Below are 22,771 nucleotides of genomic sequence, written 5' to 3' on the forward strand. Positions count from 1 at the left end.
TTCGTGCGCGCGACGGTTCAGGCTACGAGCAGGCGAAGTCCGAGCTCTGCCGCGTCGAGGGCGGCGAGTTCGCGGTTGCGCTCGGCCCACCGCCCCGAGGACAGGTCGTCGCGAAGTCTGTTCACTGCCCGCCGCTCGGCCTCCGGCCCGACTCTGGTCCATACCGATACCGCGCGGCGCACCTGTTCGTCCAGGTACGTTTCGGGCCGGCGCCAGTAGGCCTCGAAGAAGCCATCAGCGCAGTCCCACGGGATGAGCACCGGCTCCATGCGGGCCCCGATCGCCCCGGCCAGCTGGTCCACCGACGGCCGACCGGCGACCAGGCCGGCGACCTCAGGCAGGTAGTCGCGGGTGAGCCAGAACCGGTGACGCCAGCCGGTGTCACTGGCGTCGTGGGTGAACACCACCACGCGGCGGGCCACGCGCCGCATCTCGCGTAGCCCGCCGATCGGGTCGTGCCAGTGATGAACGGTGCTGAAGGCCATCGCGGCGTCGAAGGACTGGTCCTCGAACGGAAGGCTCTCCGCACTGGCGGCCACGCACGGCGCCGCGCCCGTGAGACGCTGTGCCCGCATGACCGCCGACGGTTCCACCGCCGTGACATCGCGGTCGGGGGGCTCGTAGGAGCCGGTGCCGGCCCCGACGTTCAGCACCGTCCGCGCGTCGCCGAGCGCATCCCAGATCCTCGCGGCGATCCGCGGCTCGGTGCGCCGCGTCGCCGGGTAAGCAGAGCCGATGGCTTCGTACAACTGCGCGCCGAACACTTTCAGCTGTTCCTCCGGGGTCGTCCTGATCCCCATTGCCCGCGCCTCCAGTTCCTGGTCTATGGCCGTCACCATGGCGGCAGCGCGGTCCCGTTGTTCCAGCAGCAGGCCGCGCAGCCGGTGCAGATGTGCGACCGCGTCGGTGGTCGGGTCGTCAACCAGCTCCGCGATCTCGCGCAATCCGAAGCCCAGCCGCCGGTAGGCGAGCACCTCCCGCAGTCGCTCCACGTCAGTCGCCGAGTAGGCCCGGTACCCAGCCCCGGTCCGTGCGGACGGCTGCACGAGGCCGATCTCGTGATAGTGGTGCAGCGTACGAACGCTCACGCCGGCCAACTCGGCCACGCGTCCCACGGTCAGGTGCTCTTGCACGCCATCGACTATGTGGCATGACGCCACGTGAGGGACAAGTCGGTCCGTCAGCCGCGCACGAGCGCGTCGTACACCTTGGCGAACCGCGCCCGCCGTTGCGCGTAGTGCTCGACGTGCGCGGGGCGCGGCTCGTACGTCGCCCCGGTGGCCCGGGGCGCGCGCGGGACGTCCGGTGCCAGCACGTCGAGCGCGAGCAGCGCCGTGCCACGCTGCGTGGCGCGTCGCCGGGTCACGTGCGTGACGGGTCGGCCGAGCACGTCGGCGAGGATCTGGAGCCACTCGGGGTGGTCGTTGCTGACCCGTCCCGCCGCCGCGACATCCACGACCCGCGGGGCGGCCGGGTGCAGTTCGTCGGCGACGCGCGCGTAGGTCATGGCCACGCCCTCGACGATCCCGCGGAACAGGGTGTCGGCGTCCGTGGCCGCCGATACCCCGCCGAGCACGGCGCGCGCCCCGCCGACCCAGCCCGGTGCGCGTTCACCGGTGAGGTACGGCAGCACCAGCGGCGTGGCGTCGCTCGGCGGCGCGGTGAGGGCGGCCGCGAGCGCCGGGCTGAGGCGCAGGGTGCTCTGCGCCCAACTGACGGCGCGACCGACATCGTTGATCGCCCCGCCGAGCAGCGTGCGTCCCGCGTCGACCCGGTAGTTCCACAGCCCGAACGGTAGGGGATCGGCAGGGCCGTCGAGCAGCACCCGCAACGCACCGCTGGTGGCTGTCGACGCGGTGAGCACCGTGGCGTCGGTCGCTCCGGACCCGATGTTGCTGGCGAAGCCGTCGGTGATGACGGGGAACCACGCGGCCCGAGCGAGGGCGGGCCAGCGCGCCGGGGCCGCCGCAGGTGCCGGCTGGGTCATGTCCCGCGGCGGGGAGAGCTGCTCGGGGCCGATGCCCGCGGCAGCGAGCAGCTCGGCGTCGAGCTCGCCGGTGCGACGGTCGAGCAGGCCGGTCCACGCCACCGTGGACGTTCCGGCGAGCGGGTGCCCGACCAGCCGAGCCAGGACGTACTCGCCCAGGGACCACCAGAGCGCGGCCTTTGCGACGGCGCGCGGCTGCGCGGCCGCGAGCCAGCGCAGGCGCGGGGCGTGGTAGCTCGGGTGCAGGCGGGTGCCGGTGCGCTGCTGCACTGCCTGCTCGTCGAGCTCCTCCCGCAGCGCCGTGACCGCGTCGGTGCTGCGGGAGTCGGCGTAGGTCAGGCACGGGGTGAGCGGGCGTCCGGCCGCGTCGACCGCGATCAGCGAGGCGGCGAAGGTGTCCATCGCGACGCCGGCGATGCGGGTCCCCAGCCGGGGGTCCCCGGTCACGGCGTCGAGGACCTGCTCGACCTCCGCGGTCACCTGATCCGGGTCGATGACCGAGGTGCCGTCAGGCGCGACCGTGAAGGCGTGCGGCACCTTGTACTGCAGGCCGTGGACCCGCCGGCCCGACGCGTCCTGCACGCCGCCACGGGTGGCGGTGGATCCGATGTCCAGCGCGAGGACCAGCGGGTCCAGCGCCGAATCGAGGGCGACGTCGTCGTCGGTCCGGGTCATCGCAGTCCTCGTCATTGGCGGCGCGGGTCTCCGGCGACCCTAGCCAACCCTGGCCCTGGGCGCCCACCGTGCTGCTGGTTGGTTGCGGTGCGCCGGACGACCTGGATGCCGGCGGTCACGGCGGTGCGGGCAGCGGCCATCTGACCACGCTAGTGCCGTGTCAGCTTCGGATGTCCAGGCCGTTGCGGTCGAGCGCTGCTCGCATCCGGCTGAGCCACTCGGTGCCCAGCCGGCGTCCACGGTTGTTCTGTGAGATCAGGTAGGTGCCGGTCCGCGGCGCAATTCTCGGATAACGCCGTGGCGCTTCAGCGCCCAGACCAGGCGGCGGGCGGGACGGTGCCGCAGGAGCAGCACCGTTGCCTCCCTGACCAGCGTCAGTCGACGGCCACGGAACTCATGCTCCGCCGCCTTCCAGACCAGTGTCCGCATCCCCTGCGACTCGAGGGCGTCGCGGATCTCGGCGCGGACGGCGGGATCGTCCAGAGCAGACCGGATCGACGACGCGAGACCCGAGCGGTCGGCGAGGTTGTCCGAGATCGCGGCGGCGAGACTGTGCCGGATGTCATCGGTCTCGATCAGCAGCAGGACCGCGGCCCGGATCTCCGCTGTCTCCAGCGCCGACCGCAGGAGCTCCATCGTCCGGCGCCGTACCTCGTCGTCGTGATCGTCGACGGCCAGAGCGGCGAGCAGAGACGTCACCTCGTCCAGGTCGATCAGGTGCCGTAGGCCAGCTCGGAAGTCGGGTCGTCGCCAAGCGGCGAGCAGCACCTTGACCACGTTGCGATCCATGCCCCCACCTACCCGATCGACACTCGGGACGAAACGAGTGAGACATCCCGACGATCGATTCCGCTCGCACGAGCGTGACCGCCTCGTCGTCGGCGGACTCGGCGGCGACATCCCGCACGACGCGGGCCAGTACCGCCATCGCACTCCCCGACGGCCAGCCCCGGCCCGAACACGCGCGGATCGTCGGACGCGGGCCGGACCTGCACGTCCTCGACGGGACGGATTGGTACCGCCTGTCGCCGGACGCGCTGACGGCTGCTGCCAGCCGGCCTGGAGCACCGGGCCCTCGTACCGCAGGGGATAGAGCATCGGTTCCCTGAACCGTGTGTCGCGGACTGTCCGCCTCCATCGGGCGTAGGGGCCCGGGGCTCACCCCGTGTAGCCGCTGGCCTGGAGATCGAACAACTCCCGGTACAACCCGCCAGCGGCCATGAGCTGCTCGTGAACGCCCTCCTCGATCAGCCGCCCCGCCCGCATCACGTAGATCCGGTCCGCGTGCCGGACGTTCGCCAGCCGGTGCGTGATGAGGACGACGGTGCGGTCCTGGCGGCGCCGCAGTTGTTGGAAGAGCGCGTGTTCGGCGCGGGCGTCGAGTGACGCGGACGGCTCGTCGCAGATGAGCAACCGCCCGTCCCGATAGAGGCCACGGGCCGCGACGAGCCGCTGCCACTGCCCGCCGGACAGGTCGTGACCGTCCCGGAAGCTCCGGTCGAGCAGGGTGTCGTACCCGCGCGGCAGGGCGTCGATCATCTCGTGCGCCAGGGCGGCGTGCGCCGCCTCCACCAGGGAGGGCCGGCCGCACTCGGGCCGGTCGTACCGCCCGATCCTGATGTTCTGCCGTGCGGTGAACGGGAACCGCCACCAGTCCTGGCTCAGCACTGCGACGTTCGACCCGACACTGGCGGCGTCCAGGGTGGCGACGTCGACACCGTCCCACCGGATCGTCCCGGCGGTCGGCCGGTACAGCCCGGCGAGCAGTTTCGCCAGGGTCGTCTTGCCGGACCCGTTCTCACCGACCAGGGCGATGACCTCACCCCGCCGTACCGTCATGCTGACCCGGTCCACGGCCGGTTCCTCGGTGTCCGGATAGTTCAGGCTGACCTCGTCGAGCCGGATCTCCTCGAAGCCGTCGGCGGTGCCACCGCCACCGGTCGGGGTACGCGCGTCGGCCCGGTCGAGGAAGGTCAGGAAGTCCCGGTAGTAGAGCGCGTCCTCGTACAGCATGTTCGTCGCGTGGATGGTGTTGCCCAGGCTGGTCCGCGCGGCCTGGAGCGCGATCAGCGCGGTCGCGGCCGCGGCCAGCGGGACCACGCCGGCCAGCAGCAACCACCCGAGGACGGCGTAGACGGCGAACGTGGCGAGCCCCGCGATCGAGTTCCCGCCGACCCGGGTCGAGGTCTGGGACCGGACCAGCCGGAGTTGTGCGGTCGTCTCCATCGTCATCACCCGGCGGTACTCGCCGAGCAGGAACCCGCGCATCTGGTACGTGCGCACCTCGATCGCGGTGTGCCGGTTGGCCATCAGGGTGGCGAGCATCCACAGGCGACGTCGCCGGGTGATCCGGCCGAGCAGGGCGATGTACTCCCGGCGGGCGATCCGCACCGCGGTCACCGCCGAGGGGATCGCGGCGACCAGCAGGCACGGCAGCAGCAGGGGTTGGATCACCGTGACCGCGGCGGCGGTGGCGGCCACCCCGACCACCCCGGTGATCAGGTTGACCGCGTCGTCGACGATCGACGCGGCCTCGTGCATCCCCCGGTCCCGCGCCCGGTCCATCTCCTCGGCGAACCCGGCGTCATCGAACGCGGCCAGGTCGACCGCGGTGGTGGCCTCGAACAGCCGCAGCTCCACCCGGTAGTTGATCTGTGGGGCCAGCCGGGCCTGCGCCCAACCGGCGGCGATGGTCAGGCCGCCCTTGGCCATCACCGCCACCGCGGCCACCAGCAGCCCGGGCGCCGCCGACCGTACCCGGTCGGGGGTGGGGCCGGAGGCGAAGAGTTCGCGCAGCACGGTGCTGGTGGCCAGCAGACCAAAGGTGATCATTATGCCGGCCAGGATGTTGAGGCCGATCGCGGCCAGCGTGTCGGTCCGGCTCACCCGCCAGGCGAGCAGGACCGCCTCCCGGATGATCGCCGGCAGCCGGCGGGCCACCGACCAGAAACTGGTTTCGGCGAACGCGGCGGCGTGGTGCATCCAGTCGGCGTCCGCCAACTCGGGCAGCGCGCTCGGCCCGGCGTCCGTCCCGTCCGCCGCACCGGGACCCTGGGTCGGGGCGGCGGGCACGTCCGGCTCGGCGCTCCGTTGCCGGGCGTGGGTCGTCGTGGGTTCCACCGCACCTCCAGGAGGTCGCACGGTCGCAGACCCGAGAGCCGGCCCGCGTCGCCGCTGTCACCGACGGTTGCGAGCACGCTACAGCCTGGTGGGGAAGGGTCCAACGTCTACCGACGGGTCATCTCGGACCGGCCCGGTCGGGCGGAAGCCGAGGCGGCCCGCCCGGCCCGTTCGGCCGGCGCGCGGGGACCCCTCCCGGCGCCGAATCGCTAGCGTTGGCCCATGCGACGCTTCAGTCCGGTACTGGCGGCCATCGCCGCCGGGGCACTGCTCACCGCCTGCGGGGGCGACCCGCGGCCCTCCCCGTCGTCCGCCAGCCCGTCGACCGCCTCCGCACCGGCCGCCCCGGCGGCCACCCAGAGCACGGGGCCAGCCGTCGAATCACCGCTGACCCGGGAGCAACGCGAGGCGTTCCGCGCCGCGATGGCCAGGTACCCCGGCGCCGATCTGGACAGGTGCACCCGGAAGACCCCGCTGACCGACCGGGCCTGCGGCGCGGCGATCACCGCGGCCAACAGGGTCGCGGCCGACACCGTACGGCGGCTGCGGGCGCGGAACCCGGAGCACTTCGACCTGCTCTACGGGGGCCTGTCCACCATGACCGCCGAGATGCGGGCGGACCTGACGCGGCTGGGCGAGTCGATCCCCTGCTACGGACTCAGCGACGCGGCACCGCCCCCGGCGCCGCTGCGCGCCGAGGCGCAGAGCATCTGCGCCGAGGGCGCCGACATCTTCAAGGTCCGGTGGCGCATCTTCCGCACCCAGGTCGACCCCTGACGCGGGTCGGATCCGCCGTCACCGGCCCGTGACCTGATCCTGGTTGGGTGCCGAACATGACGATGGGTGGCGGTACGCGGGTGGCCCGCGGTGGTGGACCGGTGCACCGGTTCTACAGCGTGGCGGTCTTCGTCGTCCTCGCCTCCCTGGACAACATGGCGATCGGGCTGGTGCCGCCGCTCTACACCTCGATCGCCCCGGTGCTCGGCGTCGGGCAGCGGGCGGTCGGTGCGGTGACCGCGGTGACCTTCCTGGTCAGCGCGGTCGCCGCGATCGGCTGGGCGTACTTCGGGGACCGGACCAACCGCAAGCCGCTGCTGATGATCGGCACCGTGCTCTGGGCCGCCGGCACCGCCGGCAGCGGCCTCGCCACGACGTACCCGGTGTTCCTCGGCGCGCAGGTGCTGGCCGCGATCGGGCTGGGCGCGGTCGGCTCGGTCGGCTTCTCGGTGGTCACCGACCTGATCGCGCCGCGCCGCCGGGGCGTGGTGATGAGCTTCTGGGGCCTCTCCCAGGGGATCGGCACGCTCGCCGGCACCCTGCTCGGCGGCATCCTCGGCGCCCACGACTGGCGCCGGCCGTTCCTGCTGCTCAGCGCCGTCGGACTGGTGGCGACGCTGGCGTACCTGCTCACCTACGACATCCGGCGCGGACAGAGCGAACCCGAGCTGGCCGGGGCGCTGGCCGCCGGGGGCGACTACGACTACCGGATCAGCCGCTCGGACCTGCCGACGATCCTGGACCGGCGGACCAACCGGTGGCTCGTGCTCCAGGGCCTGACCGCGCAGATGGCCTTCGGCTCCCTGGTCTGGCTGCCCGTGCTGTTTCAGGAGCGCGCCGAGCAGCAGGGGTACTCCCCGGCGACCGCGATCCAGGTCGGCAGCGTCTTCGCCACCCTGTTCCAGCTCGGCGGGGTGCTCTCCATCGTCGGCGGCCTGGTCGGCGACGCGGCACAACGCCGTACGCCCCGGGGCCGGGCCCTGGTCGCGGCCATCGGCATCCTCGCCGCCGTGCCGTTCTACCTGGCGCTGTTCTTCGTGCCGATCCGCATCGACGTGCCGGACGGCGCCGGCGCCGGCGCGGTGGTCGGGGCGGTGCTGCGCAGCGTGCTGACCGAGCCGACGGTCGGGCTGAGCCTGCTCACCGCGCTGGTCGCGCTCGGCCTGACCTCCGCCAATTCGCCGAACTGGTTCGCCCTGATCGCCGATGTCAACCCGCCCGAGCACCGGGGTACGGTCTACAGCCTCGGCAACCTGGTCAACGGCGTGGGCCGGGCGGCGGGCAACGGGCTGATCGCGGTGGCCGCCCAGGGGCTGCGGTCGGCCTTCCCGCCGCCGATGAACTTCGCCGTCGGGCTGGCCGCCTTCCAGCTCTTCTTCATACCCACCGGCATCATGTACTGGCTCGCCTCGCGTACCTCCCCGGGCGACATCCGGGGTGTGCACGAGCTGCTCGCCGAGCGGGCCGAGGAGGTGGCGCCGGACCCGGCGGCGGCGTCACCCCGGTCGGCGGACCAGCCGCCGGGGCCGGGGCGGCCCTGACCGCCCCGGCCGCCGCGCTCAGCCGACCCGCAGCCAGACCGTGACGTCCGCCGGTACCCGGCCGTCGCCGTCGAGCGGGGCGCTGGCGTGCAGCAGCTCCGCGCCGTCGGGCAGCGGGACCGGTGCGGTGCCGAAGTTGGTGAGGACCTCCACCGTCCCGTTGCGGAACCGGAGCAGGTCGTCCGGGCTCTCCAGCCAGTACACCGTGCCGGCGCCGAGACCCAGCTCACGGCGCAGCCGCAGCGCGGTCCGGTACATCTCGTACGTCGAGCCGGCGACCCCGCGCTGCCGGTCCAGGGCGTACTCGGCCCATGCCGTCGGCTGGGGGAGCCAGCTCGCGTCGGTGGGGCCGAAGCCGTACGACGGGGCGTCCGCCTCCCACGGGATCGGCACCCGGCAGCCGTCCCGGCCCCGCTCGGCGTGCCCGCTGCGGTGCCAGGTCGGGTCCTGCCGGGACTCGTCCGGCAGCGTGGTGTGCTCCGGCAGGCCCAGCTCCTCGCCCTGGTAGAGGTAGGCCGAGCCGGGCAGCGACAGCATCAGCAGGGTGGCGGCCCGGGCCCGGCGCAGCCCCAGCGCGGCGTCCGGCTGCGGGTCGCCGACGCCGATGCCGTTGGGGCGCGGGGTGCCGACCGGCAGCCCGAGCCGGGACGCGTGCCGGACCACGTCGTGGTTGGAGAGCACCCAGGTGGTGGGGGCGTCGACGGCCTCGGTGGCCTCCAGGGAACGGGTGATCACGGCGTACTGGGCCGGTGCGGTCCACGCCGCGAGCAGGTACTCGAAGTTGAACGCCTGGTGCATCTCGTCCGGCCGGATGTACGCGGCCAGCCGCTCGGCGGGCTCGACCCAGGCCTCGGCGACCAGCACCCGCTCGCCGGGGTAGCTGTCGAGCAGCCGGCGCCAGTCCCGGTAGATCTCGTGCACGCCGTCCTGGTCCCACATCGGCGGGCGGGGCCGGTCGATGTCCTGCCCGGAGAGGATCTCCTGCGGCTCGTGCCAGTCGGCCAGGTCCGCCTGCTTGACCAGGCCGTGCGCCACGTCGACGCGGAACCCGTCCACACCCCGGTCCAACCAGAACCGCAGGACGTCGAGGAACTCCACGCGGACCTCGGGGTGGTCCCAGTTCAGGTCCGGCTGGCCGGCGTCGAACAGGTGCAGGTACCACTGTCCGGGCCGGCCGTCCGGTTCGGACACCCGGGTCCACGCCGGCCCGCCGAAGACGCTCTGCCAGTCGTTCGGTGGTTCGCTCCCGTCCGATCCCCGGCCGTCCCGGAAGATGTAGCGGCGCCGCGCCTCCCCGTCGGGGCCGGCGGCCAGTGCCGCGCCGAACCACGGATGCGCCGCGGAGGTGTGGTTGGGCACCAGGTCGACGATGACCCGCAGGTCGCGGGCCCGGGCGGCACCGAGCAGCGCGTCCGCGTCGGCCAGCGTGCCGAAGAGCGGGTCGACGTCCCGGTAGTCGGCCACGTCGTAGCCGGCATCGGCCTGCGGCGACGGATAGAACGGGGAGAGCCAGACCGCGTCGACGCCGAGCTCGGCCAGATGGTCGAGCCGGGCGGTGATGCCGGGCAGGTCACCGACCCCGTCGCCGTCGGAGTCGGCGAACGAGCGGGGATAGATCTGGTAGATGACCGCGTCGCGCCACCATTGCGCCGACCCGGCGGCGGACCCGCCGGGCACGGAGGACTTGGCCGGGTACGTGGTGTCGTGGACGTTCAGGGCGCTCTCCCGTTGGTCTCGTCCGCTGCTGGTGCGGTTGCCGCCGTGCCTGTCGCGGCCGGGCCGGTCGGTGTTCAGTCTGCCCGGGGCGGTCCGGTGGATTCACGCGGGACGAGCCAGGTGGGCAGGATCACCGGTTCGAGTTCGTGCTCCGCCAGGGGCCGGCCGGCGAGCGGACCCAGCAGCGTACCGGCGGCGAGGTGGCCCTGCTCGGCGGCGGGCTGCGCGACGGTGCTCAGGCCGACGGCGTGCGCCAGGTCGTGGTCGTCGACGCCGATCACGCTGACGTCCGCCGGCATCCGCAGCCCGGCCCGGCGCAACCCGTCCATCGCGCCCATGGCCATCTCGTCGCAGGTGGCGAAGACGGCGCTGGGCACCTCGCCGCGGCGGAGCAGTTCCTCGGCCGCGAGCCGCCCGCCGTCGGCGTCGGCCCGCGCCGCCACGTCCAGCCGAGGGTCGGCGCCCAGGCCGGCGCGGGCCATCGCCTCCTGGTAGCCGTGCCGCCGTTGCGGGTGGGCGGGGTGCGCGTACTCGTCGGTGGGATCGCCCCAGAGGCAGGCGATCCGGCGGTGTCCGAGACCCAGCAGGTGCTCCACCGCTCGCCGGCCGGCGGCCACGTCGTCGATCCGGACACTGGGCCAGCCGGGTACCAGCGTGCCGGAGCTGACGGTGACCCCGGGCAGCGCGAGGCTGGCGATGGCCGCGAGGTCGGCCGCCCGCATCGGGGTGGCGACCAGCATCACCGCGTCGACCCGCTTGGGCAGGTTGGCCTGGTGCAGCAGGCGCTGCCGGGCCTGCTCGCGGCCGCCGATGTTGTACAGCAGCAGGTCGTACCCGGCCTGGTGCAGAACCTCCTCGGCGGCCTCCAGCACCGCGCCGACGAACCACGGGGTGAGCCGGGGCACGATCACCCCGACGGTGGCGGTCTTCCCGCCGGCCAGTTGCGACGCGCTGGGCGACGCGGTGTAGCGGAGCTGCTCGGCCGCGCGCAGCACCCGGGTCCGGGTCGCCTCCGACACGGTCGGCAGCCCGCGCAGCGCGCGGGAGACGGTGGCGGTGGAGACCCCCGCCAGCCGGGCCACGTCGTCGATCCTGGTCACGGTGCCATCCTGGTCCGCCGGGGCGTGGCGGCCGTGGCGCCGGGCGGTCGGGCTCAGCCCTTGACGCTCCCGGCGAGCAGGCCGCGCACGAAATAGCGCTGCAGGGACAGGAACACGATCAGCGGTACGACGATCGAGACGAACGCCCCGGACGTCAGCCGTTGCCACTCGTTGCCCCGGGTGCCGGCCAGCTCCGCCAGCCGTACGGTCAGCGGCGCCGTCTCGTTGCCGCCACCCGCGAAGATCAGCGCCACCAGCAGGTCGTTCCAGACCCAAAGGAACTGGAAGATGGCGAACGCCGCCAGGGCGGGTGTGATCAGCGGCAGCACGATGCTCCGGAAGATCTTCGGATGGCTGGCGCCGTCGACCCGGGCCGCCTCCATCAGGTCCCCCGGCAACTGGGAGACGAAGTTGTGCAGCAGGAAGATCGCCAGCGGGAGCGCGAAGCAGGTGTGCGCGAACCAGACCTGGACGAACTTCTCCTCGTCGACGAGGTCCCACGCCGGCATCAGCCGTACCCCGCCGACGGTCACGCCCTCGGAGAAGAAGCTGAGCAGCGGCACCAGCGCCATCTGCAGCGGCACGATCTGCAGGGCGAAGATGCCGATGTAGATCCAGTCGCGACCGCGGAAGTTGATCCAGGCCAGCGCGTACGCGGCCAGCGAGGCGAAGGCCAGCGGGAAGAGCACCGACGGAATCGTGATCACCAGCGAGTTGACGAAGTGGCTGGCGAGCTGGCCGGACATCGCGGAGCGGCCGAAGAGCACCTCCTGGTAGTTCTGCATGGTGAAGGAGGGGTCGGTGAAGACCTTCCACCAGCCGGTCGCCTTGATGTCGTCCTCGGGCCGGAAGGAGGAGACCAGCAGGCCGAAGGTCGGGATCGTCCAGAGCACCGCGACGAGGATCGAGACGCCGGTGGCGACCGGCGAGTTGAGCCGCCGGCGGACCCGTCCGGCGGCGGTCCTCGGCCGGTCCGCCCCGAGGGTCGGGTCGGCGAGCAGCGGGGGAGTCGTGGTCGTCATCTCATACCTCCCGCTGCTTGCGCAGGTTGCGGATCTGGTAGATCACGATCGGGACCACCAGTACGAAGAGGAACACCGCCAGCGCCGAGCCCTGCCCGGTCTGGCCGAACCGGAACGCCTGGTTGTACATCTCGTTGGCGATCACACCGGTGTCGTAGTTGCCGTTGGTGGTGGTCCGGACGATGTCGAAGACCTTGAGCGTGGCGATCGAGATGGTCACCACGACGACGATCAGCGCGGGCCGGATGCTCGGCATGGTGACCCGCCAGAACATCTGCCACGGGTTGACCCCGTCCAGGCGGGCGGCCTCGACGATGTCGGCGGGGATCGCCTTGATCGCCGCCGAGAGCACCACCATGGCGAAGCCGGCCTGGATCCAGATCATGATCACGATCAGCAGCAGCGTGTTGAGTGGCGCGTCGTTCAGCCACTGTTTGGGCTCGCCGCCGAACCACACCCAGATCTGGTTGAGCAGGCCGATCTGCTCGAACTCGCCGGAGCGGTAGGCGTAGACGAACTTCCAGATGATGCTGGCGCCGACGAACGAGATCGCCATCGGCATGAAGATCAGTGCCTTGGCGACCGCCTCGAACCGGGCCCGGTCGACCAGCACCGCGTAGACCAGCCCGATCGTGGTGGCCAGCAGCGGCACCAGCACCACCCAGATCAGGGTGTTGGTGAGGACGCTGAGGATCTCGTCCTGGGCGAACATCCAGCGGTAGTTGCCCAGCCCCACCCAGCTCTGGCTGCCGCCGTCCATGAAGGAGAGCACGGTGGTCCGGATGGCCGGTACGACCAGTCCGACGGCGAGCAGCAGCAGTGCCGGCAGCAGGAAGAAGAGCCCGAGCAGCCCCTCCCGGCGGCGCGTACCCGGCCGTCGGCCCGGCACCGCGGGCGTACCCGCACCGCCGACGGCCGCGACCAGCGCCGCCTCCCGGCGCCGGGCGAACCAGGCCGGTACGGCGTCGAGCAGCACCAGCAGGCCGCCGACCACGACCACGAAGGCGGCCAGGCCGTACAGCAGCATCACCAGTTTGGGTGTCTCGTCGGCGAATTCCACCAGCGCCTCCAATCAGGTCGGACCGGCACCGGCGGCCCGGCCCGAGCTGGGCCGGACCGCCGGGACTGATGTCACTTGGGCCAGGAGTTTTCCACGAAGTTGACCGTGCTCGCGGTGTCCTTGCCGTTGACCCAGTCGACCATGCCCTTCCAGAGGGTGCCGGAGCCGACCGCGGCGGGCATCAGGTCGGAGCCGTCGAACCGGAAGATCGCGCTCTTGTCGAGCAGGATCTCCATCGAGAGCTTGTCGACCGCCTGGCTGACGTTGGCGACGTCCAGCTTGTTGTTCGGCGTGATCCAGTTGCCGAGCTTGGCCCGCGCGTTGGCGTACTCGCCGGTGGCCAGGTAGGTCCGGACCGCCTGCACCTCCGGACGGTCGGCGAAGGCGACCACGAACTCACCGCCGCCCAGCGCCGGCTTGCCCTTGGCCGGGTCGATCGGCGGGAAGTAGAACGCGTAGATGTCGCCGTCCGGGCCGATCTTGGTGCCCTCCGGCAGGTAGTTCGCGAAGAAGTTGCCCTGCTTGTGCAGCGAGCACTGGCCCTCCAGGATCGGCAGGCCGCCCTCCTGGAAGGAGGTGGTGGTGATGCTCTTCACGTTGCCGTAGCCGCCGTTGACGTACTTCTCGTTCTTCAGGATCGAGCCCGTCATGTTCAGCGCCTCGGCCACCCGGGGGTCGTTGAACGGGATGCCGTGGGTGGTCCACTGGTCGTAGACCTCCGGCGGCTGCGTACGCAGCATCAGGTCCTCGATCCAGTCGGTGGCCGGCCAGCCGGTCGCCTCACCGGACTCCAGCCCGACGCACCAGGGCTTCTGGTTGGTGGCGGCGATCTGGTCGCTGAGGGTGATCAGGTCCTGCCAGGTCGTCGGGACCTTGTACCCCTTGTCCGCGAAGGCCTTCGGCGAGTACCAGAGCAGGGACTTGACGTTGGCGCCCAGCGGCGTGCCGTAGAACTGCCCGCCGACGGTGGCGTACTTGAGCCAGTCGGCCGGGTAGTTGGCGTCGGCGAGCGACTTGAACTCGGGCGTGGCCGGCTTCAGCTTGCCGGCCGTGGCGAACCGGGCGAGCAGGCCGGGCTGCGGGATGAACGCGAGGTCGGGGGCGTTGCCGCCGTCCGACCGCACCTGGAGCTGTGCCTCGAACTCGCCGCTGCCCTCATAGTTGATCTCGATGCCGGTGCAGTCCTCGAACTGCTTCCAGGACTCGCGCAGCAGGTCGGCCTCGGCGTCGCGGATGGACGCGTAGATGGAGACCGACTTGCCGTCGTTGCCCTGGTAGTCGGCGTAGGGGGCGCACTCCGGGGAATCCGCGTCGAGGCCGCTGTCACTCTCGCCGGAACAGGCGGTGGCGCTGAACAGCAGGGCCAACGCACTGGCGATGACGAGGGCTTGGCGTGGTCTGGACTGGACTGCCATGCCGTCCTCCTTCCTTGCCGGCGTGTCGGTAGCCTGCGGCTCCGTGCCGGTCCGTGGGCGTCACCACATGTAAGCGCTTGCAATCATGGTCGTCCAGACCCGTAGAGCCACGAGGCCGTAACGATTCGGAAACCCGTTGACCGGACGCTGCGGGAATTCGGGGCCCTAGCCCTGCCGGGACCGGGCCACGGAGATCGCCGCGGGGTCGTCGGGCCCGTCCAGGATCGCCGCGAAGCGCTCCTCGGCGAGATCGAGCTGCCCGAGGATGTGCGCGCGGGCCGCCGCGTCCAGCGGCGTGTCCGACCGGGTCACCAGGTCGCGGAAGAGCGGCACCAGCGGCCGGTACTTGCGGGCCGAGCTCTCCACCTTGTCCCCGGTGGTGTGGATCACCCCGACGCCGTTGTCGGTGAAGTCGAAAACCTTGATCACCCGGGCCCAGGGATCCCGGCCCAGGCTCTCCGCCAGGTGGGCCCGGTACTGCTCGTTCCGGTCGCGCCCGGGCTCGTACTCCGGGTTGGTCACCGCCCCGACCAGGCCGGCGACCCGGGGGTTGAACCGGCGTGCCACCTCGGCCAGGGCCGCCCCGGTGGCGGCGCTGCCGGACGATCCCGCCGGCAGGCCGGCCAGTTCGGCCGCGTGGTCCTCGACCGCGTCGTGCAGCAGCGCCGCGACGATCACGTCGACGTCGGTCACCCGGTAGTAGCGGATGATCCTGATCGCCACCCGGAGCAGGTGGTTCAGGTAGGGCTCCCGGACCCGCCGGTCGTCACGGTGCAGCGCGGCGGCGAGTTCGAGCGCGACCGCCAGGCGCTCCCGGTCCGCCGGGGCGAACGCCGCCGTCTCCAGGTGGAACCGGTCCCGCAGGCCGGCCTCGCCGTATACCTCGGTGACGGCGTGCAGCGGCATGGTCATCAGGTACGTGGGCGAGGACATGGCGTCCAGGTATACCGGATGCCCGTCCGTGCCGCCCCGCACGACGCCGCCGGCCACCCCTTCCGCTGCGTGAAGTTTCCTGCCAAGATTCATTCAGACATGGAAAACTTTCGCCATGGGAGGTCTGGATGCGTTCCCGCGTACTCGCCCTGCTCGGTGCCGGCCTGCTGTTGACCGCCGCGGTGGTGGTCCCGGCCACGCCGGCCGCCGCCGCCCCCACCTTCAAGGTCCCGTTCCCCTGCGGCCAGTCCTGGTCCGGTCAGACCCGCACCAACCACAGCCCGCAGAACGCCGTCGACTTCAACCGGACCGACGACCAGGGTGACCCGGTGGTGGCCAGCGCCGCCGGCACCGTGGACGTGGTCACCGACCTCGGCGGCACCAGCTACGGCAAGTACGTCCGGATCAACCACGGTGGCGGCTACACGACCTACTACGCCCACCTGAACAGCTTCAACACCGCGGTCGGCCGCAGCGTCGGCTACGGCACGGTGATCGGTTACGTCGGCACCACCGGCGGCTCGACCGGCCCGCACCTGCACTACGAACAGCGGCTCAACGGCAGCGCCGTCCAGGTGCGGTTCAACGGGGCGCTCGCGCTCTACTGGGGCACCAAGACCTACACCAGCGACAACGGCTGCCCCGGCGGCGGCGCCGGCTCGGGCACCGTGAACACCGCAGGTGACCCGCTCACCGTGCGCTCCGGCCCGGGCACCGGGTACGCCTCGGTCGGGACGGTCGCCGACGGCGCCGGCGTCACCATCGGCTGTCAGACCACCGGTACGACGGTGACCGGCACCTACGGCACGAGCAACATCTGGGACCGGATCGGTACGGGGCGGTTCATCGCCGACGCGTACGTGCTGACCGGTTACGACGGCTTCATCCCCGGGGTACCCCGCTGCTGAAGCCCCCGCCGACCCGCCGGTGGCCGTCCGGCGGTCCCGCCCCCGGCGGGCGCCGGACGGCCCGGCCGGGCGCGGCGCGACGGCCCCGGACATGACACCGGGGCCGTCATGCCCGGGTCTCTGGCGGGAGGACGAAGACCCGGGCTCGACGACCCCGGCGGGCTTGCGGGGGGTTGGTTGTCAGGGGGTTCGCTCTGCGGTCGGTCGGTAGCTGTGCGGTGGACAGGCACGGGAGGTGCGCTACCACCGCCCGGTCATCCGCTGAAGACGCTCGCACCGAACGGACCGATCAGCAGCCCGACGATGATGAGGACGATGCCCCAGAGGAGTTGCCGGCGGAACAGCGCCACGACACCCGCGATCACGAGCACGACAGCCAGGATGTAAAGGATGATGTCCATGTCTCAGGAAATACCCGAGCCGCTGGTCAGGGAAACCTTGGCGCCGCCCGCGTAGGGCGGGTGCAGGTGGAACACGCTGTACGCCTGCTTGATCACCGGGTGCGCGACGTTGCGTACCCGGACCCCGCCGGGGGTGGTGCCGCGCTCCGTACCGGCGTGCGCGTGCCCGTGCAGGGCCAGCTCCGTCGGCGCCGAGTCGATCGCCTGGCCGAGCAGGTACGACCCGAGGAACGGGTAGATCTCCGGCGGCTCGCCGGCCAGGGTGTCCGGCACCGGTGCGTAGTGCGTCAGGGCGACCCGCAGGTCGCAGTCCATCTCCCGCAGCGCCTCGCCGAGCTGCTCGGCGCTGTCGCTGGTGGTCTGCACGAAGGCCTTCATCTCCGGTTCGCCGAAGGCGCTGGCGCACCGGCCGGCGAAGCCGCCGCCGAAGCCCTTCGCGCCGGCGATGCCGAGCCGGCCGCCGGGCAGGTCCAGCACCACGTTCGTGCCCTCCAGCACCAGGATGCCGGCGCCCTCCAGCACCCGGATCACCTGCGGCACCTCGTTGCAGTGATGGTCGTGGTTGCCGAGCACGGCCACCACCGGCACCCCGAGGTTGCCGAACTCGGTAGCCACGCACCGCGCCTCGGACTCGGTGCCGTGCCGGGTCAGATCGCCGGCCAGCAGCAGTACGTCGGCGGTGTCCGGCAACTCCTCCAGGGCGGGCCGGAACCGGCCGACCACGTCCTGGTCCAGGTGCACGTCGCCGACCGCCGCGATCCGGATCACCATGTCGCCTCCCTCACCGCAGCTCCTCCACCTCGGTCGGTGCCTGGGTCCGGATCAGTCCTATGTCGACCATCACCGGCACCTGGGGAAAATGTTCCATGACCAGCCGGAGGATCTCCTCCCGGCGCTGGGCGCTCTCCACCTCACCGCAGAGCACCAGCGAGTGCTCGCGACGGGCCACGGTGATGCCCTGTTCGGCGACCTCGGTGTGCTCGGTCAGCAGGCGTTGGACCGCCGCCTCCAGGTAGTCGTCCGGTGGACCGGAACTCCGCGCGTCCGGTTGGTTCATGCCGCCACCTCCTTCTCCTCTCCGGCCCGGGCGTACGGCACGACGTCCAGCCGGTCCAGCAGCACGAGGAAGGCCTCGGCGTAGGGGGAGTGCGCCGTCTCCTTGCGTACCCGCTCCCAGTCGATCTGCTCGCGCAGGGAACGGGCGAGCGGCAGCCCTCGGGCGAAGTCGCAGTAGTGCTGCGAGAAGCTCAGCAGCTTGTGCACCATCAGGTGGGTGGCCGACAGCACCGGCATGTGGATCGCGTCCACCGGCCGGACGACCGTGTTCCGGAACGTCTCGTCGGTGACGGGGGTCTCGATCGGGCGGTGGATCAGGTCCACCAGCCGGCCGTTGTCGTACACCTTGACCAGCCAGTCCTCCGGCGGGCGTTCGGCGGTGAAGCCCGCCCCGACGAGCGCCTCCAGGGCCCCCTCGACATCCTGCTCCCGGATGAGGAAGTCGACGTCGTGGTCGCTGGAGTGGCCGCCGTGGGCGTAGACGGCGAAGCTGCCGCCGAGAGCGAAGGGAATCTCGGCCTGCTTGAGGACGGCGGCGACCCTTTTCAGGGTGACAAGCAGAGTCTCGTCGCCGCTGTGATCCATCAGGTCTCCCGGGTCGATGTGGGTTGGGCATCTGGTCGGTAGGGGTGGAGATTTACCGGTACCCGGCAGTTCGTTCGTTCACACCTCTTGCGGGTCGTCCCGACCCGGAACGGGCCCCGGCGCCGGACCGGACGGCGGGGGGCAGAGCGGACAGCGGGCCCGGCGGTGCCGCCCGGCCGGGGGCGATCCGCCCGGATACGGTGCGCGCGCCAGGTACCGTTGCTGATCGTGGCCCCAACTCTGCAGGAGCGGCAAGGCAGGGGACGGCTGCGGACCGTGGCCCTGGTCGGCATCGACGGCTCCGGCAAGACCACCCAGGGGCACCGGTTGGCGGACGCGCTGACCGCGCGGGGGCTGCGGGCGACCTACTGGCAGAACGCCGGCGGCCGGCGCTGGTTCGGCCGGCTGGCCCGCCGGTTGGGCCGGCGGGACGCGCAGCGGCTGCTCGGCCGCAACGGGATGCTCCTCGCCGAGTCGGCGCTGCGCTGGCTGGCCATCGCGCGGGCGCTGGTCCGGTCCCGGCTGCTCTCCCGGGTCGCCGTGATGGACCGGTACGCCGTCTGCCAGTACGCCAGCATCCGGGCGCACGGCGGGGGACCGCGCTGGGAACGGCTGGCCCGGGTGCTCTACCGGATCTTCCCGCCCTCGGACCTGACGCTGCTGCTCGCCGTCGACCCGGGGGAGGCGTACCGGCGGATCGAGGCCCGGGGCACCGACCACGAGAGCATCGAGTACCTGGCCGCCGGTGCCGCGGCGTACGCCTCGTTGCCGGAGTCGCCCGGCTTCGTGGTCGTCGACGCCAACCGCTCCCCGGACGAGGTCACCCGGGCGATCTGGGCGGCCCTGCGGGAGTGGCTGCCGGATGTCGCGGCGGAGGCGGGGGAGGCCCCGGAGGACGGCGCGGACGACGGGGTCCCGGGTCGCGCCGGGCGCTCGGCCGAGCCGGCGGACCGGACGGCGGCCGAGCGGAGCACCTGACCCGCCGCCCACCGGCCCGTCGACGGGTCAGGCCCGCCCGTACACCGGTATCGTCGCGCCGCTGGTCGGCGCGGACTCGTCGCCGGCCAGAAAGCGGATCACCCCGGCGATCTCGGCCGGGGCCACCCAGCGGGAGTGGTCGGCGCCGGGCTGCGCCGCCCGGTTGGCGGGGGTGTCGATGACGCTCGGCACGACGGTGTTGCACCGGACGCCCGAGTGCCGGTACTCGACCGCGACGGCCGAGGCGAAGGCGAGCACCGCCGCCTTGGCGGTGACGTAGCCGGCGGCGCCCGGAAACGGCGCCAGCGCGGCGCGCGAGGAGACGCAGACCACCGCGCCACCGCCGGCCGTGACCAGGTGCGGCAGGGCGGCCTGGGTGACCAGGTACGTCGGCCGGAGGTTGACGCTCAACATCCGTTCGAACTCGGTCACCGGGGTCTCGTGCACCCGCCCGCCGGCGGCGTACCCACCGGCCAGGTTGACCACGGCCCGCAGTGGGGAGCCGGGCTCGGCGGTGGCCACGGCGACCGCCCGGGCCACCTGCTCCGGGTCGGTGAGGTCGGCGGGAAACCGCAGCGCCTCGCGGGGCACGCCGGCACCGCCGGCCGGGGCCGGGCGGTTCGCGCCCGGCCGCTGGCGGGCGACCGGCTCGTCGAGGGGGCCCGGCTGGCCGGTGGCCGCGGCCCCGTCGGGGTGCGGTCGCACCGGCACGACCACCCGCCAGCCGGCGGCCAGGAACGCGGCGCTGACCGCCCCGCCGAGCCCACCCGCGCCGCCACTGACCAGCACCGTGCGATCCGCCATGTCGCCACGCTATCGCCACCCGGCCGCACCGGTTCACGGCGCCGCGGACTGCCGCCACCGGGGGCGGCGCGGACTCCTCCGCCGGGCGGGGGAACGGGGCGTCCATACTGGAAAGGCCGGGCCGGGGGACGATGGTGTCGGGAAATGGCACGCCCGGTTGGCCGAAGCGGCTCCGGATTCCCACCCGTTGGGCGTACTTTCGCAGGTGTAGCGCGTCACGGTTGACGCTCACGCCTTCGTGAAAGTAAGTTTCATCCGTGGCGAGAACTGCGAAGATTTCTGCGAGTCACGAAACAGGCGGGCTGATCGTGCACATCAGCGGCCTGTTGCCGTCGCTCTCCCCGGCCGAGCAGCGGGTGGCGCGGCTCGTCGTGACCGATCCCGCGGACGCCGCGCGCCGGACCATCACCGACCTGGCCACCGCCGCGGAGACCTCCGAGGCCACCGTCATCAGGTTCTGCCGCTCGGTCGGCATGGACGGCTACCCCCAGCTGCGCATCCGGCTCGCCGCCGAGGCCGCCCGTCGGGTGGAGCCGCCGGACGCCCGGGTGGTCGGCGGCGACATCCCGCCCGGCGCCGACCTGGCGCAGATCATCGCGACGATCGCCTTCAGCGACGCGCGCGCGGTGGAGGAGACCGCCGAGCAGCTCGACCCGGCGGTCTGCGAGCAGGTCGTCGAGGCGATCAACGGTGCGGGCCGGATCGAGATCTACGGCGCCGGCGCCAGCGGCTTCGTCGCCTCCGACTTCCAGCAGAAGCTGCACCGCATCGGGCGCACCGCGTTCTACTTCCCGGACGTGCACACCGCGTTGACCTCGGCCGCCCTGCTGGGCAAGGGCGACGTGGCGATGGGGATCTCGCACACCGGCACCACCCTCGACGCGGTCGAGGTGCTGGAGCAGGCCCGGGCGCGCGGGGCCACCACCGTCGCCCTCACCAACTTTCCGCGCTCGCCGATCACCGACGTCGCGGACTTCGTACTCACCACCGCGGCGCGGGAGACCACGTACCGGTCCGGCGCGATGGCCAGCCGACTGGCCCAGTTGACCGTGGTGGACTGCCTCTTCGTCGGTGTCGCGGCGCGCAACCGGGCCCGGGCGAGGAAGGCACTGGAGGTCACCGCCGAGGCGGTCCAGCCGCACCGGGTCACCCGGAGGCGGGGATGACCCGTCGGGGCGGGCGCCGTGGGGCGGCGGCATGAGCGACCGGCTCGGCGGTCGTCCACGCGACGGGGAGCGGACATGACGGCCGGACGGGTCGAGCCCGAGGCGATGCGGAGCACCCCGCGTCCGGATCTGGACGCGGGGTCGTCGTACCGCTCGGGTGATGACGGACACCGCACTAGTGACGGGGGTCACATGTACGTTCCGGAGAGCGCGGAGCGGACCGGGCCGACCGTCGTACGGGTCAGTTCCCCGACGGAACGGCGCAACCCGCACAGCGTCGACCTGGACCTGATGTCCACCCGGGACGTGCTGCGGGTGATCAACGAGGACGACCGGCGGGTGCCGGCGGCCGTCGCCACCGTGCTGGACGAGATCGTCGCGGCGGTGGACCTGGCGGTGACGGCACTGCGCGACGGACACCGGGTGCACTACTTCGGCGCGGGCACCTCCGGGCGGCTCGGCGTACTGGACGCGGCCGAGCTGAGCCCGACCTTCAACACGCCGGGCCACTGGTTCTGCGCCCACCTCGCCGGTGGGCCGGACGCGGTGTGGCGGCCGGTCGAGGACGCCGAGGACGACGAGACGGCCGGCTCCGCCGAGGCGCGCGAGTGCGTACGGGCCGGCGACGTCGTGGTCGGGCTGGCGGCGAGCGGACGGACCCCGTACGTGCTCGGTGCGCTGCGTACGGCCGCCGCCGCCGGCGCCGCGACCGTGCTGCTCTGCGCCAACCCGGACGCCGAGGCCGCCCGGTCGGTGACCGTGTTCATCGGCGTGGACACCGGTCCCGAGGTGGTCACCGGATCGACCCGGATGAAGGCGGCCACGGCCCAGAAACTGGTGCTCAACGCGTTCTCCACCGCGGTGATGGTCCGGCTCGGGCGGGTCTACTCCAACCTCATGATCGACATGGTCGCCACCAACGCCAAGCTGCGGGGCCGGATGATCTCGATCCTGATGGAGGCGACCGGCTGCGCCGAGGAGGTCTCCCGGCGGGCGCTGACCGAGGCCGACGGCGACCTGAAGGCGGCCCTCGTCTCGCTGGTCTCCGGTGCGGCCGTCGCCGACGCCCGGGCCGCGCTCGACCGCTCGGCCGACCAGGTGCGCGGCGCGATCGCCCTCCTCGCCGGCTGACCCCTGCCCGGCCTGCCCCGGGGCGCGGCGTGGGGCCGTGCGGCGGGCGGGACTTTATCCGGCGGCCGGATTGTTCATCCGGTGGCGGGGTAATCCTGGTTCGGCGGGTGAACCGACCGGCCGGACCGTACGTGTATCGCAGAGTGACGAGAATCGCAGCCAGCAGGTGACCTGGATCGCTGTGTGTCGTTCTGTCGCGATGGTGCGATACCCGGGCGAGCGTCGACGCAGGCCCGGTACCGGCGGATTCTCCGACGCCCGATCACCCGAGGCAGACGGCTGACAGCCAACGTCGATCCTGCTTTCAGCAACTACTCAGGCATTCGTGACACTTTCGACTCACGACATGGAATCCCCGACGCGTCTCATCTGTTGTGTAGGTGTCAGCACCGCAGG

The 22,771-nt window shown here is 72.3% G+C and carries 21 protein-coding genes; 6 read left to right on the forward strand and 15 right to left on the reverse strand.

The window, feature by feature from the left end; genetic code table 11:
* Positions 1 to 17 precede the first annotated feature (17 nt).
* The 4 genes from ACQEUR_RS19195 to ACQEUR_RS19210 all read right to left on the reverse strand — a co-directional run bounded on the left by ACQEUR_RS19195 (position 18) and on the right by ACQEUR_RS19210 (position 5,782).
* On the reverse strand, positions 18 to 1,133 hold the full coding sequence (locus ACQEUR_RS19195) for a MerR family transcriptional regulator (RefSeq protein WP_433032880.1): 1,116 nt from the start codon (positions 1,131 to 1,133) through the stop codon (positions 18 to 20).
* A 47-nt stretch (positions 1,134 to 1,180) separates the two neighbouring features.
* A complete protein-coding gene (locus ACQEUR_RS19200; RefSeq protein WP_433032883.1) occupies positions 1,181 to 2,662 on the reverse strand; it encodes a gluconokinase in 1,482 nt (493 codons plus the stop codon).
* Positions 2,663 to 2,917: 255 nt separating this feature from the next.
* Positions 2,918 to 3,451 carry a hypothetical protein gene (locus ACQEUR_RS19205; RefSeq protein ID WP_433032886.1) on the reverse strand — a complete coding sequence of 178 codons (534 nt, stop codon included), beginning with the start codon at positions 3,449 to 3,451 and terminating at the stop codon, positions 2,918 to 2,920.
* Positions 3,452 to 3,820: 369 nt separating this feature from the next.
* A complete protein-coding gene (locus ACQEUR_RS19210; protein WP_433032889.1) occupies positions 3,821 to 5,782 on the reverse strand; it encodes an ABC transporter ATP-binding protein in 1,962 nt (653 codons plus the stop codon).
* A gap of 222 nt (positions 5,783 to 6,004) precedes the next feature.
* On the opposite strand from ACQEUR_RS19210, the gene ACQEUR_RS19215 reads away from it, so the two are divergent.
* Both ACQEUR_RS19215 and ACQEUR_RS19220 read left to right on the forward strand, forming a co-directional pair.
* Complete coding sequence (locus ACQEUR_RS19215) at positions 6,005 to 6,559, forward strand: hypothetical protein (protein ID WP_433032892.1); 555 nt, start codon at positions 6,005 to 6,007, stop codon at positions 6,557 to 6,559.
* A 56-nt stretch (positions 6,560 to 6,615) separates the two neighbouring features.
* Positions 6,616 to 8,100: an MFS transporter gene (locus ACQEUR_RS19220; protein ID WP_433032966.1), complete on the forward strand. Its 1,485-nt coding sequence runs from the start codon at positions 6,616 to 6,618 to the stop codon at positions 8,098 to 8,100.
* 18 nt (positions 8,101 to 8,118) lie between these two features.
* On the opposite strand, the gene ACQEUR_RS19225 is transcribed toward ACQEUR_RS19220, so the two are convergent.
* The 6 genes from ACQEUR_RS19225 to ACQEUR_RS19250 all read right to left on the reverse strand — a co-directional run bounded on the left by ACQEUR_RS19225 (position 8,119) and on the right by ACQEUR_RS19250 (position 15,346).
* A complete protein-coding gene (locus tag ACQEUR_RS19225; protein ID WP_433032895.1) occupies positions 8,119 to 9,777 on the reverse strand; it encodes a glycoside hydrolase family 13 protein in 1,659 nt (552 codons plus the stop codon).
* Between the two features lie 113 nt (positions 9,778 to 9,890).
* Positions 9,891 to 10,916: a LacI family DNA-binding transcriptional regulator gene (locus tag ACQEUR_RS19230; RefSeq protein ID WP_433032898.1), complete on the reverse strand. Its 1,026-nt coding sequence runs from the start codon at positions 10,914 to 10,916 to the stop codon at positions 9,891 to 9,893.
* A gap of 53 nt (positions 10,917 to 10,969) precedes the next feature.
* A complete protein-coding gene (locus ACQEUR_RS19235) occupies positions 10,970 to 11,938 on the reverse strand; it encodes a carbohydrate ABC transporter permease (RefSeq protein ID WP_433032901.1) in 969 nt (322 codons plus the stop codon).
* 1 nt (position 11,939) lies between these two features.
* Positions 11,940 to 12,965: a carbohydrate ABC transporter permease gene (locus ACQEUR_RS19240; protein ID WP_433032969.1), complete on the reverse strand. Its 1,026-nt coding sequence runs from the start codon at positions 12,963 to 12,965 to the stop codon at positions 11,940 to 11,942.
* 104 nt (positions 12,966 to 13,069) lie between these two features.
* A complete protein-coding gene (locus ACQEUR_RS19245; protein ID WP_433032903.1) occupies positions 13,070 to 14,413 on the reverse strand; it encodes an ABC transporter substrate-binding protein in 1,344 nt (447 codons plus the stop codon).
* A 165-nt stretch (positions 14,414 to 14,578) separates the two neighbouring features.
* On the reverse strand, positions 14,579 to 15,346 hold the full coding sequence (locus ACQEUR_RS19250) for an HD domain-containing protein (RefSeq protein ID WP_433032906.1): 768 nt from the start codon (positions 15,344 to 15,346) through the stop codon (positions 14,579 to 14,581).
* A gap of 128 nt (positions 15,347 to 15,474) precedes the next feature.
* Here ACQEUR_RS19250 and ACQEUR_RS19255 point away from each other — a divergent pair, with 128 nt between their 5' ends.
* Positions 15,475 to 16,254: a peptidoglycan DD-metalloendopeptidase family protein gene (locus tag ACQEUR_RS19255; RefSeq protein ID WP_433032909.1), complete on the forward strand. Its 780-nt coding sequence runs from the start codon at positions 15,475 to 15,477 to the stop codon at positions 16,252 to 16,254.
* Positions 16,255 to 16,508: 254 nt separating this feature from the next.
* Here the strand turns inward: ACQEUR_RS19255 and ACQEUR_RS19260 are convergent, their stop codons facing one another.
* Genes ACQEUR_RS19260 through ACQEUR_RS19275 form a run of 4 tightly spaced genes read right to left on the reverse strand, consistent with a single transcriptional unit; the run spans position 16,509 to position 18,296 of the window.
* On the reverse strand, positions 16,509 to 16,655 hold the full coding sequence (locus ACQEUR_RS19260) for a GPGG-motif small membrane protein (protein ID WP_433032912.1): 147 nt from the start codon (positions 16,653 to 16,655) through the stop codon (positions 16,509 to 16,511).
* A gap of 3 nt (positions 16,656 to 16,658) precedes the next feature.
* On the reverse strand, positions 16,659 to 17,426 hold the full coding sequence (locus tag ACQEUR_RS19265; RefSeq protein ID WP_433032915.1) for a metallophosphoesterase family protein: 768 nt from the start codon (positions 17,424 to 17,426) through the stop codon (positions 16,659 to 16,661).
* A gap of 10 nt (positions 17,427 to 17,436) precedes the next feature.
* Positions 17,437 to 17,712, reverse strand: coding sequence for a hypothetical protein (locus tag ACQEUR_RS19270; protein WP_433032917.1), 276 nt, complete (start codon positions 17,710 to 17,712; stop codon positions 17,437 to 17,439).
* A complete protein-coding gene (locus ACQEUR_RS19275) occupies positions 17,709 to 18,296 on the reverse strand; it encodes a nucleotidyltransferase family protein (RefSeq protein WP_433032920.1) in 588 nt (195 codons plus the stop codon). Before ACQEUR_RS19275 ends, ACQEUR_RS19270 begins: the two co-directional genes overlap by 4 nt.
* 228 nt (positions 18,297 to 18,524) lie before the next feature.
* On the opposite strand from ACQEUR_RS19275, the gene ACQEUR_RS19280 reads away from it, so the two are divergent.
* Positions 18,525 to 19,274, forward strand: coding sequence for a dTMP kinase (locus ACQEUR_RS19280; RefSeq protein ID WP_433032923.1), 750 nt, complete (start codon positions 18,525 to 18,527; stop codon positions 19,272 to 19,274).
* A 27-nt stretch (positions 19,275 to 19,301) separates the two neighbouring features.
* On the opposite strand, the gene ACQEUR_RS19285 is transcribed toward ACQEUR_RS19280, so the two are convergent.
* Complete coding sequence (locus tag ACQEUR_RS19285) at positions 19,302 to 20,078, reverse strand: SDR family NAD(P)-dependent oxidoreductase (protein ID WP_433032926.1); 777 nt, start codon at positions 20,076 to 20,078, stop codon at positions 19,302 to 19,304.
* Positions 20,079 to 20,335: 257 nt separating this feature from the next.
* Between ACQEUR_RS19285 and ACQEUR_RS19290 the strand changes: the two genes are divergently transcribed.
* Together ACQEUR_RS19290 and murQ are read left to right on the forward strand one after the other, a co-directional pair.
* Entirely contained in the window at positions 20,336 to 21,244 is a 909-nt protein-coding gene (locus tag ACQEUR_RS19290; protein WP_433032929.1) for a MurR/RpiR family transcriptional regulator, read from the forward strand.
* A 192-nt stretch (positions 21,245 to 21,436) separates the two neighbouring features.
* Complete coding sequence (murQ, locus tag ACQEUR_RS19295) at positions 21,437 to 22,375, forward strand: N-acetylmuramic acid 6-phosphate etherase (RefSeq protein WP_433032972.1); 939 nt, start codon at positions 21,437 to 21,439, stop codon at positions 22,373 to 22,375.
* The last annotated feature ends 396 nt before the right edge of the window (positions 22,376 to 22,771 follow it).

The organism is Plantactinospora sp. CA-290183 (assembly GCF_050936375.1).
GTDB lineage: Bacteria > Actinomycetota > Actinomycetes > Mycobacteriales > Micromonosporaceae > Plantactinospora.